The 11,297-nt window shown below is 63.4% G+C and carries 9 protein-coding genes and 1 tRNA gene; 8 read left to right on the forward strand and 2 right to left on the reverse strand.

Annotation, left to right across the window (positions count from 1 at the left end; genetic code table 11):
* Positions 1-1,239 precede the first annotated feature (1,239 nt).
* The 8 genes from ABSF49_RS11200 to lon all read left to right on the forward strand — a co-directional run bounded on the left by ABSF49_RS11200 (position 1,240) and on the right by lon (position 7,985).
* Complete coding sequence (locus ABSF49_RS11200) at positions 1,240-1,467, forward strand: hypothetical protein (RefSeq protein WP_424112737.1); 228 nt, start codon at positions 1,240-1,242, stop codon at positions 1,465-1,467.
* A 121-nt stretch (positions 1,468-1,588) separates the two neighbouring features.
* Entirely contained in the window at positions 1,589-1,996 is a 408-nt protein-coding gene (locus ABSF49_RS11205; protein WP_424112738.1) for a DUF3775 domain-containing protein, read from the forward strand.
* Positions 1,997-2,373: 377 nt separating this feature from the next.
* Positions 2,374-3,027 carry a BON domain-containing protein gene (locus ABSF49_RS11210; protein ID WP_424112739.1) on the forward strand — a complete coding sequence of 218 codons (654 nt, stop codon included), beginning with the start codon at positions 2,374-2,376 and terminating at the stop codon, positions 3,025-3,027.
* A gap of 68 nt (positions 3,028-3,095) precedes the next feature.
* Positions 3,096-3,695, forward strand: a complete 600-nt coding sequence (locus ABSF49_RS11215; RefSeq protein WP_424112740.1) for a hypothetical protein — start codon at positions 3,096-3,098, stop codon at positions 3,693-3,695.
* Positions 3,677-4,660 (forward strand): zinc-dependent alcohol dehydrogenase family protein, encoded by a 984-nt coding sequence (locus ABSF49_RS11220; protein ID WP_424112741.1) that lies wholly within the window; start codon positions 3,677-3,679, stop codon positions 4,658-4,660. Before ABSF49_RS11215 ends, ABSF49_RS11220 begins: the two co-directional genes overlap by 19 nt.
* A 187-nt stretch (positions 4,661-4,847) precedes the next feature.
* Positions 4,848-5,102: a hypothetical protein gene (locus ABSF49_RS11225; protein WP_424112742.1), complete on the forward strand. Its 255-nt coding sequence runs from the start codon at positions 4,848-4,850 to the stop codon at positions 5,100-5,102.
* A gap of 2 nt (positions 5,103-5,104) precedes the next feature.
* The gene (locus tag ABSF49_RS11230) at positions 5,105-5,545 is read left to right on the forward strand and encodes an Hsp20/alpha crystallin family protein (protein WP_424112743.1); all 441 of its coding nucleotides are present in this window, start codon (positions 5,105-5,107) and stop codon (positions 5,543-5,545) included.
* On the forward strand, positions 5,538-7,985 hold the full coding sequence (gene lon / locus ABSF49_RS11235; protein WP_424112744.1) for an endopeptidase La: 2,448 nt from the start codon (positions 5,538-5,540) through the stop codon (positions 7,983-7,985). Before ABSF49_RS11230 ends, lon begins: the two co-directional genes overlap by 8 nt.
* Positions 7,986-8,567: 582 nt before the next feature.
* Here the strand turns inward: lon and ABSF49_RS11240 are convergent.
* Positions 8,568-8,654: transfer RNA gene (locus ABSF49_RS11240), tRNA-Leu, on the reverse strand.
* Positions 8,655-8,955: 301 nt separating this feature from the next.
* Positions 8,956-11,297 (reverse strand): alpha-mannosidase (locus ABSF49_RS11245; RefSeq protein WP_424112745.1); only part of this gene is annotated, 2,342 nt, incomplete at its 5' end.

Here is an 11,297-nt window from a genome sequence, read left to right on the forward strand (position 1 = left end):
TCTTTAGGCCCCAAGGGCGCTTTGTCTGCCGCCCCGTCCAATTTTGACGTGGTTGGAAATGACGAGAATCCCCTCACTTGCTTGCGCCAGCTTCTCCCATTCGTCGGCAAGGCTCGTCCAATCGGCAGCGTTACTGCCGCGGTCCGTGGCCTTTTGAGCGCACGCTTTCGATGATCTGCGATACTGGGCGGCTCGGGCATCCTGCATGCTCTCACCTCCTGCATTGCGCTAAGCATATCCCGAGACGGATGCGCTGCGCAGCGTTTGTCAGTTCGCGTCGCCTTTTCGACCCGAGACGCTACTCGGGTGGGACGCTGAGGCGGATCGGCGCGCGGCTGAACACGTTCTTGTCCCTAGCGAATTGGCCGCCCATGGCGCCGAATAAGTAGAATCCGATCCTTTCGTGCGAGCACGGTCTGCCGCATTCCTAATTGCATCGAGCGTCTGTCTCTTTGTTCCCCAAGCAGACCGGCGCTTGCCGACTGGCGGTCGGAGCGGCCCCCAAATCCAATCCGATCGCCCGCTTTTCTTTTCTCGTTCAACAGATTGGCCGCCACGCCGAAAGGCGCTGGCGGGATCGCTTCGGCTTCTTCGAGTCTTCCGGGCCGTCGGAGGCCGCCGTGCCGAACCGGAATTCGCCCTTGTCCGCCTTTCTCTTGCTCCTGCTTGCTCTTGCTTCTGCTTGGCGGTCTGGGGGGCGGCGGCGTCCTCCCCAATTTGGGGCCACGGCATGGATATGGCCACGGCGTCGTCGGTGTCGTCGGCGTCATCCTGATCGTCGTCTGTGTCCGCGAGTTCATAGGCCGCCTTTGGCCTCACTCGCCGGGATCGCGCACGCCATTCTCACGCTGTGCTCTAACCGCAGCGAGATTTCGCCGATGTGCTCGCCATCGAATCACATCGTGTAAATTCCCTGCGCGAGGGCGTGGCCTGACAATCGAGTGTGGCTTCCGGCCATCACAGATTCATTCGCGGGCGCTGCGTCAGCGTTGCGCGTTCCCGTGATCGCGCCGGTCGCGAATGTTTCCCTTCGACATAGGGCAGGGCCGCAGCGTCGCCGCGGCGGGCGGTCCGAACTCGGCGTACGGCCCGGCGTCATTTCATCCAAGCGATTGAGACTGACGACATAGGCGACGGGGCCTCGTGGGTAGATTCCGACTCTCGCCGAGAATACGCCGCAATGCGAGCCTCTCACGGTTGCAGCGGTCCTTGCCCACGGCTCAACGACGGAGAGCCAAAATGTCGACGATCTACTTCGTTCACGCGGCTACGAGCGCGGGCATTCCGTTGGTGAAAGCTTCCCGCGCGACGATAGACGAGGCGCTCAGGGAAGCTGAGTTTGAACTCAGTGGCGGAGCTGCATTCGCCTGGATTGTCGATGGAGACGGCCATCTGATTTTGCCGACGGACCAAGTCAAGGCCCGCCTAGATCGATCGGCCAACGCGCGGCATGGTTTCGCTCGCTGATCGGATCGCGACTGCGGCGCCCGGCCGACGCCGGTCGGCAGGGTCGCCTTCGATCGCAGGCCAGTGAATTGACACACAGGCCGGTGCGCGCCGATCGCTCACATACGAATGGAACCCCCTCATGCCGACGCTGACAATCACACCCGATAGGGCCTTCGCGATCCTCATCAAGGCTCGAGAATTCGACTCGAAAGTCACCGAGACAGACCCTGACAGTGGCTCCAACCCGAGCGATGACAACAGCGTCGACGCGCTTGAATTTGGCCCCTCCGACGACACCCACCATGAACTCGACTCAGCGATCCATGATCTCAATGATGACGAACAGCGCGACCTCATCGCACTGATCCTGCTAGGACGCGGTGACTTCAACTTGGGCGAATGGACCAAGGCGCGGCAAGCGGCGGCCGATATTGGTCGGGAACGAACCGCGCGCTACATCAGCGAAATCCCATTGGTCAGCGACTACCTCCAGGACGGTCTGTCCCAATTCGACCAATCGATCGAAGACTATCTGGTCCAACATTGAGACACTAACGGGTGATCTGTGGTTCGCAAATTCTGGCCTCTTGGCGACCCACAACCGGAGCGGCAGTCAGTGACGGGTTCTGGCGCCGATCGATGTTACGAAATCGACATATGCGTGCTCATCGGTCTATCCAGGCCTGCATCGCAGCCGGACTCGGTCTCTCCGCTGACCGTTGGAACTTGTCCTCGCAATGCGCAAATTCGGCTGAGTACTTTCCGACCCTTTCTTGTTCGGCCGCGAGAGCGCGGAACATCGGCCACTGGCGATGTTTCAGCCTACTCAGGCCGCGGTTGATTTGATCCTGGTCGGCGACGGTCAGCCAAACGCGCCGTCGCTTTCCATCAGGTTGCCACATCGCCGCAACTCCGGAGAAGATCATGTCTAAAGACAGCGAACTCAAGAAAGTCGTTCTCGACGAATTGAGCTGGGAACCCAGTGTGGACGCGGCCCATATCGGCGTAACGGCAAAAGACGGCGTCATCACTCTCACCGGTCACGTCGACAACTACAGCAGCAAGGCCGGCGCTGAGAAAGCCGCAAGCCGGGTTAGGGGCGTCAAAGCGGTGGCCGAGGAAATCGAGGTCAAGTTGCCCTACGACGTGAAGCGCAGCGATGAGGATATCGCGGCGGCGGCGATTGATCGTCTCGGCTGGAACTCGTCGATTCCCGACGGCGCCATTCAAGTGAAAGTCGAGAAGGGCTGGGTCACCTTGTCCGGCACAGTCGACTGGCACTTCGAGAAAGAGGCCGCTGAGCGGGACATTCGGACGCTTTCGGGCGTCGTTGGCGTTTCCAATCAGGTCCTGGTGAAACCGACAGTCAGCGCCTCAAGCGTGAAGGACAACATCGAGCAGGCTCTGCGCCGGTCGTGGTACTACGACGCAGACACAATTCGGGTTGACGCCCTTGGCGGCAAGATCAAACTGACCGGAAACGTCACGACTTGGAACGCCCGACGACTAGCGGGTATGACCGCTTGGTCGGCCCCTGGCGCGATCTCGGTCGACAACGCCATCAACGTCAGCAACTGACCACGAGTCCCGCCGGCCTGAGACTCGGGCCGGCAGGCACTCTGCAGAACGCCAGACCTCAGACAATCTTGAAAACGCCGATTGCCAGGTACTCGCAGCTCGCCAACGCGCTGGCGCTGGCCGGCGCGTTTCTCGTCGCCGGATTTCTCGTGACGCGGATCGCCTTCGACAAGAACCCCGTTGCGCGGTTCCTCGCGCAACTCGCCTCTTTCGCCGGCTTCACGATCATGTTGTTCGCCGCCGGGGCCTTGCCGTCCGAGGCAACGCCAAAAGGCGATCCAAACTTCGAGTACCTGGCAATTAGCGTCTTCAAGATTGTCTGGTGGCTTGCGGCGGCGTGGCTGTCTGCTGGGTTCTTCTGTGCGGTTCTGGTCTTCAAAGGGCAGCCTCGCGGAACGCGATTCCCGGGGGACCTCGTCGTCGGGGCCGTCTATGTCACCGCCGTTCTCGCCATAGTGGCCGACGTCTTTGATATGCCTGTTGGCGGCCTCCGGCGTTATCGCCATTGTGCTCGGCCTCGTGCTTCAGAACCCTTGGGCGGCGTCTTTTCAGGCGTCGTGCTCAATCTCGCCAAGCCTTATCGTCCCGGCGCCGACAGAGGCGCCTATCGCGCTGTCGGCAAGCGAGCGTGGAAGCAAAGGAGAATTCCGTGCAGGCGATGGTGCTGAACAGACCCAGGACTCCCCTCGAATGGACCGATCTGCCTGACAGGCAGCCCGGGCAGGGGCAGATCCGCGTCAAGGTGGTCGCGTGTGGCGTCTGCCGGACGGACTTGCATGTTGTCGATGGCGAACTTCCAGACCCGCGTGCGCCGATCATCCCGGGTCACGAGATCGTCGGCCGGATCGATGCGATCGGAGCCGACGTGGAAGGGCTGTCAATGGGCGAGCGCGTCGGCGTCCCGTGGCTCGGCCACACTTGCGGTGTCTGTCCCTATTGCCGCATGCAACGGGAAAACCTGTGCGACCATCCGGTCTTCACCGGATATACCCGTGATGGGGGCTTCGCCACGGCGACGATCGCCGATGCGCGCTTCGCTTTTCCACTCGGCGAAGTCGGCAGCGACGTGTCGCTTGCTCCGTTGTTGTGCGCCGGGCTGATCGGCTGGCGGTCGCTGGCAATCGCCGGCGACGGCAAGAATCTCGGTCTCTACGGCTTCGGCGCCGCCGCTCACATCATAGCCCAAGTCGCGCGGTGGCAGGGGCGATCGGTGTTTGCCTTTACGCGCCCCGGAGACGCCGCCACGCAGGCCTTCGCCCGAACGCTCGGGGCCGCCTGGGCGGGAGATTCGGACGAAACGCCGCCGGAGCAACTCGACGCCGCGATCATCTTTGCGACAGTCGGGGAGCTCGTCCCGCGGGCGCTGAAGGCTATTCGCAAGGGCGGGCGCGTCGTTTGCGCCGGAATCCATATGAGCGACATCCCGAGCTTCCCCTATGCGCTGCTTTGGGAAGAGCGTCAGCTTGTGTCAGTGGCCAATCTCACTCGGCAGGACGGCATCGACTTCTTGCGCCAGGCGCCGAAGATGGGCATCATCACGCACACGACGACCTATCCGCTCAGGAACGCCAACGTGGCCCTGGCCGATCTCCGCGCCGGTCGCTTCGACGGCGCCGCCGTTCTCGTGCCCTGAAGGCCTTTCTGCATTCGATCATTTGACGCGTCGATTGCTGAGAGCGAGACCGTAGCTTCTGACGCGTCTCTGCCGGCATAGGTAGTTTCCGGCCCTCCGCAATCCGACGGCGCTATGCGAGCTTGTTCGTGTTCGCCGACGCACATTGTCGTTGGCGGCAGACTCCCCATGGGGAACGATAATGGCGATGAGCTTTTCCGTGACTACGTTGACGGCTCCGAGGACTGCACTCAAGGAGACTCGCTACAGCTCGATTGAAGACGCGCTCATTGGCGCCACTTTCATGCTGGGCGGCGGGGCGGTGTCGGTTTGGATCGTCGATCGCGTCGCCCAGACGGGTTGGATTGCGAGTACGCAGCCGAGCTTGAAATTGAATGGAAAGCGGGCGTCGCCGGCGCCATTCGCCTCCAATCGGCATCTCGCTTCAGCAGGTCTGATTTGAACATGCGAGCAGCAAACAAAGTAATCGGGTCGAACTTCTCGCGTCATTGGATGTGGTCAGAAGCAATTGAAATGCTGGATCGGGCGGAACGCTTGCATCGAGAGATGTTTCGTCCAGCCCGAGCCGGCTCCCGCGTTCCCACTTGGGAGCCTCCGGTCGATGTGATGGAAACCGAGAGAGCGGTGATTGTGGTGGTCGCTTTGCCTGGGGTCGAGCCCGGCAGAATCGATGTCTCACTCGATCGCGACGTTCTAAGTCTCTCGGGAACTCGATCGTTTCCGAGAGAACTTGATGCGGCGCGGATTCATCGTCTCGAACTTCCGCAGGGTCGATTCGAACGTCATGTGTCGCTTCCGCCGGGCCCATACGCCGCGGTCCGCAGCTCGGCGGCCGACGGCTGTCTCACCATAGTATTGGAAAAATTGGGGGCGCTCGGTGACTGAGAGTCAGCTTGAAGGGCCGCTCGACGACATCGCGCCGGCAACGTCCGAGGACGCGTCCTCCACACCGCAGGATGCGCTTATCATCGTACCGGTGCGCAACGCGGTCTTGTTCCCCGGAACCCTGCTCCCCATCACGATTGAGCAGTCGCTTTCCGTGAGGGCCGCGCAACAGGCGATGCGCGAGCAGCGGCAAATCGGCGTTCTCATGCAGAAGAGCGCCGAAATCGACGAGCCACTGGCTACCGAGATGCGCGGTGTCGGCACCATCGCCAATATCGCGCGGTACGTCACGACTCCCGATGGAGCGCATCATCTCGTGATCCAAGGCGTGCAGCGATTCGAGATTGTCGAGTTCCTGGAAGGGCGCCCGTTTCTCGTGGCGCGGGTTCGACCGATTTTGGAGTCGGAGCCTGCTCAGGCCTCAACCGAAATCGAAGCGCGTTTCATCTTCTTGAAGGGGCAGGCGTTGGAGGCCTTGCAACTGCTGCCGCAAGCGCCTCCCGAAATGATCGTGGCCATCCAGTCGGTGGAGTCGCCTGGCCAGCTTGCCGACATGGTCGCCAGTTACATGGACGCGACCTCCGAGGAGAAGCAGGAGATTCTCGAAGCTGTCGAAATTGGCCCCCGTCTGGACCTAGTTTCGCGGATACTGGCGCATCGCGTCGAAGTCATGCGAGTAACCCAAGCCATCGGCCGAGAGACGAAAGCGTCCCTCGACGCTCGCAGTCGTGAAATACTGCTGCGCGAACAGATGGCGGCGATTCAGCGCCAACTCGGCGAGGGCGACGAAGGCAAGACCAGCGACATGGCGGAACTCGGTCTTGCGATCACCAAGGCCGCGATGCCCAAAGACGTCGAGGATCAAGCGCGCAAGGAATTGCGTCGACTGGAGCGCATGCCGGAATCAGCCGCCGAGTACGGCATGGTTCGGGGCTATCTCGACTGGCTGATCGAATTGCCGTGGGGGCTTCCTGAGGAGGCCACGATCGACATCGCCGTGGCGCGCCGCATCCTTGATGAGGACCATTTTGGACTTGAGAAGATCAAGTTGCGAATCGTCGAATATCTCGCGGTTCGTAAGCTGGCGCCGAACGGGAAGTCGCCGATCCTCTGCTTTGTCGGGCCGCCCGGCGTGGGCAAGACATCCTTGGGCAAGTCGATTGCTCGGGCGATGAATCTGAGATTTGTCCGCGTCAGCTTGGGCGGCATTCACGATGAGGCGGAAATCCGGGGGCACAGGCGCACGTACATTGGCGCCTTGCCGGGCGACATCATTCAGGGAATTCGCAAAGCGGGCGCCAGAAACTGCGTCATGATGTTGGATGAAATCGACAAGCTGGGCGCCGGGCCGCACGGCGATCCCGCTTCAGGTCTCCTCGAAGTGCTCGACCCCGAACAGAACAACAGCTTTCGCGATAACTACCTGGCCGTGCCGTTTGATCTTAGCCGCGTGACGTTCATCGCGACGGCGAACATGCTCGATACGATTCCAGGCGCGCTTCGTGATCGCATGGAGGTTATCCGCCTCGCCGGTTATACAGCGTCGGAGAAATTTGAAATCGCGCGTCGCTACCTGGTCGTGCGTCAAATGGAGGCAAATGGCGTGCTCGTAGGCCAAGTCGCGATTACGGACGAGGCGTTAGGCGACATCATCGCCCACTACACGCGGGAGGCGGGCGTTCGAAATCTCGAACGCGAGATCGGCAAGGCGCTACGCCATGCGGCGGTTCGGATCGCGGAAGGGGAAGTCGGCGCAATCACGATCGGCGTCAAGGATCTTGCCGTCGTCCTTGGGGCGCCGATCTTCGAGGATGAGGTGGCGTTGCGCACCAGCCTGCCTGGGGTCGCCACTGGGCTCGCCTGGACGCCGTTCGGCGGCGATATCTTGTTTATCGAGGCGACCGGCAACCCCGGCGCCGGAGGGTTTATCCTCACCGGCCAACTCGGGGAAGTGATGCGGGAAAGCGCCCAGGCAGCGCTAAGTGTTGTCAAGAACCGCGCGAGTTCGCTGGGCATCGACCCCGTTCGATTTGCGAAGCTCGATATCCATATTCACGTGCCTGCCGGCGCGACGCCAAAGGACGGCCCAAGCGCCGGCGTCGCTATGTTTATGGCTTTAGCGTCCCTGTTGACCGGCAGGAACGTCCGGAACGACACGGCCATGACGGGCGAGATAAGTCTGCGCGGCCTCGTGCTTCCGGTCGGCGGCGTGAAGGAGAAAGTCATCGCTGCGCAGCGCGCCGGCATCAAGCGCGTCATGCTGCCGGCGCGGAACCGTCGCGATCTCGAGGACATTCCTGGGGAGACGCGTCGGCAATTGGAGTTCGTTTGGCTGGAGCATGTTGAGGATGCGGTCGCCGCCGGACTCGAGAGTGCGCAGGAGCCGTTGGCCTATACACCGCCAAATTCGGCAGCTCATCTGGCTGAGTTGATCGCGTAGCCGCTCCATTATTCCTGTAGAAATTCCAGTTCCGGCGTCTGCTTGCCGGCGGGTCATTCGAGAGCGGCGATCCGAGCTTCATACGGTTGGAGTGTTGATCGGCCTCGAATTTTGATCCGTTCAAACCGTTAGTGGTCAAAAGTTTACGACGCCGATCGGCGTCGGGATCCTGCGCCGAACGACAGTCATCCTCGATCACGCAGGCGAATACTTCGCGGGAGGCTAGCAAACTACAGGCCCTCTCGAAGGCCAGTTCCTCGGTCTCGAAACCTTCCTTTCGCACTTCGGCGTGATTTTCGGGATGGAGTTTGGCGACGAAATGAAACATCGCTTGGTCCCCCGCCTCGGCAAGGGTGGTGCAAGGATAACATTATCTTTGCACGGTGTCCGCTGTTCGTATGAGATCGGACGGCCGCTTCACCGCACCTCGCAATGAGTCGCTGTGCGCTTCTCCTGGTCGTTGGCCGTTTGTGCAGGCGCAATACAATCTTGCGCGCGTGTCAAGCGGGCGCTGCGCACCTCAATTTTGCCCCCTGGTGCGGGGAGAAATTAACTCAACTAAACCAACCAGTTAGATACAAATGGTGCGGTCAAGAGGACTCGAACCTCCACCCCGGTTAAAGGACTAGCACCTCAAGCTAGCGCGTCTACCAGTTCCGCCATGACCGCTGACGCGTCGCGCGGACGGCGCGAAGCGAGGCGGGTCGTCTAACAAATCGCCCCCGCCGTGACAAGCGCGATGGCGCCGCGGCGTCGCTTCGGGGAAAAAGGGCTGCGCCGGTCCTCCTCATCGTGAGGAGCGCCGCCTCGGCGGCGCGTCTCGAGCGACAAGGAGGGCCAGCGTTTCGCGCTCGTGGCTCGGCGGCGACGTCCTCGCCCCTTCGCGTTGCTCAGGGCGGGCTGTTCGAGGCGCCTAGCGCGGAGGCTCCCCACGGTGAGGACGTTTCGGCGAAACCGCGACTTGGACTTCTTACCCCCGTCTGAGCCGCCAGCTCCGGACTTCGAACGGACTCAGCCAGCCTTCGGCTTGGGGCGAGGCCGGCTGTTCGAGCAGATCGACCGGGCCGGCGTCGCGCCAGCCTTGGGGCAGGCGCAGGGCGAAATGGCCGCGGGCGCCGGCGGGCTCGTAGACGCGCAAGATCAGGCCGTCGCCGTCCTCGGCGATTTTCAGCGCGCCCAAGCCCGCGGCGAGGCCGTCGCAGCCGAGCGGCGCCGCCGTTCCGGGCGCGAGGCCGCCGGCGAGGCCGACGAGCAGCGGCTGGTTGAGATCCTCCGCCTCTTCGCGCACGCCGCCCTCATGCCACGTCCCGGCGTGCGGCATCAGCGCGTAGGCGAAGCGCTGCTCGCCCTCGTCGGCGAGCGGGTCGGGCAACACCGGCGAACGGACGAGGCTCAAGCCCAGCACGTTGTCGCGCGCGCTGTGGCCGTACTTCGCGTCATTGAGCAGCGCCAGGCCGAAGCCCGGTTCGGCGAGATCGGCGAAGCGGTGGCCGGCGACTTCGAACTGCGCTTCGTCCCACGAGGTGTTGCGGTGGGTCGGCCGCGTCACCACGCCGAACGCGCATTCGAACGCGGCGCGCTCGGCGCGCACGTGGACCGGCGTCAGGCTGCGCAGCAGCACGCGCCGGTCGCGCCAGTCGATGAAGGTGTCGATGTCGAGCCGGCGGCCATTGGCGGCGAGCGCATAGGTCTGGACGATGCGCGACGACCGCCAACTGCGCTCGACGCGCAAGGCGACGCGATGCGGGTTGTCTTCGAGGATGGCGATCGAATCGAGCCTGCGCCATTCCTCGCCGCGCGCGGAATAATCCTCTTCGACGTCCCACGCGTCCCAGGCGCGCGGCTTATCCTGCGGATAGAGCCAGAGCTGGTTGCCGCGCCCGGCGAGCGCCTCGCGTTGCGTGGGCTTGTGGACCAGGCTGGCGATCGTCCCGTCGTCGCCGATCTCGACCCTGAGCGTCGCGTTTTCGAGCCGGCGGTTGTCGATCGACAAGCCCGCGGGCGGCTTCAGCGCCGCGCGGCTGACGATTGTGATCGCGAGCGGCGGAAGGATCGCGTCGGCGGCGACGAAGGCGCCGTCGTCGAGCGTCAGCCGCAGCGGCCGCGCCGACAGCGACGGATTGACGACAATGAGCGCGTCGTCGAGCGCACCCTTCGGCAGCTTGTCGGCGATCGCTTCGAGCGCACGCTGCTGTTCGGCGCGCCCGGCGGCGACGACCGCGTCGAGTTCGGCCTCGGCGTCCTGATAGACTTCGCGCACCCCTGAGCCGGGCAAGATGTCGTGGAACTGGTTCTTGAGCAGAACCCGCCAGTGCGGCTCGAGGCTCTCCGGCGCCGGCGCGCCGAGGAGATGGGCGAGCGAAGCGGCGGTCTCGGCGGCGATCAGCGCCGCCTCGGCGCGGCGATGGCGGCGCTTGACGCCGCTCTGGGTCGTTAGCGTCGCACGGTGCAGTTCGAGATAGATCTCGCCGCGCCAGGTCGGCGTCGCATCGGTCGCGGCGGCGCTTTCGTGGGCGCGGGCGAAGAAGTCGTCGACCCGCGCCCAGCGCGCGCGTGGCAGCGCCGGCAGTTCGCGCATCAGCCGCTCGTTGTCGATTCCTTGCGGCGTCGGGCCGCCGCCGCCGTCGCCGTAGCCGATCGCCAGCAGCGTCTCGGGATGGCGCGCCTTGGCGCGGAAATTGGCCCAGGTCGGCGCGACGCAGCCCGGCCGCGCTTCGCCGTTGTAGCCGCCGATCGGATTGTCGAACGTGTGGGCGAGCACGCGACTGCCGTCGAGCCCTTCCCACCAGAACAGGTCGTGCGGAAATGTGTTGGTCTCCGACCAAGTGACCTTGATGGTGAGGAAGGAATCGATGCCGCCCTGACGCAGCAATTGCGGCAGCGCCGGCGAGAAGCCGAAGCAGTCGGGCAGCCAGCAGACGCGATGCTTGTGACCAAAGACGCGCTCGAAATAGCGTTGGCCGTAGAGAATCTGCCGCGCCAGGCTTTCGCCGCACGGCATGTTGGTGTCGGGCTCGACCCATAGGCCGCCGATCGGCTCCCACTGGCCGGCGGCGACGCGCGCTTTGATTGCGGCGAAGAGTTGCGGATCGTCTTGCTCGACCTGCGCATAGAAATGCGCGCTCGACTGGTTGAAGCGGAATTCGGGCGCGGCCTGCATCAGCGCCAGCGCGGTCGAGAAACTGCGCCTGAGCTTGCGCCGCGTCTCTTCGTAGGGCCACAGCCAGGCGAGGTCGATATGGGCGTGGCCGGTCATCGCCACCTCGCCCTGCGGCGGAAAGCGGCGGCGAAGCTCGGCGAGCCGGGCGCGCA

The organism is Roseiarcus sp., from assembly GCF_049514155.1.
Taxonomy (GTDB): Bacteria; Pseudomonadota; Alphaproteobacteria; order Rhizobiales; family Beijerinckiaceae; genus Roseiarcus.

Coding starts and splice junctions, on each gene's coding strand:
- ABSF49_RS11200 (WP_424112737.1), top strand. CDS start 1,240: ATGTCGACGATCTACTTCGTTCACGCGGCTACGAGCGCGGGCATTCCG.
- ABSF49_RS11205 (WP_424112738.1), top strand. CDS start 1,589: ATGCCGACGCTGACAATCACACCCGATAGGGCCTTCGCGATCCTCATC.
- ABSF49_RS11210 (WP_424112739.1), top strand. CDS start 2,374: ATGTCTAAAGACAGCGAACTCAAGAAAGTCGTTCTCGACGAATTGAGC.
- ABSF49_RS11225 (WP_424112742.1), top strand. CDS start 4,848: ATGAGCTTTTCCGTGACTACGTTGACGGCTCCGAGGACTGCACTCAAG.
- ABSF49_RS11230 (WP_424112743.1), top strand. CDS start 5,105: ATGCGAGCAGCAAACAAAGTAATCGGGTCGAACTTCTCGCGTCATTGG.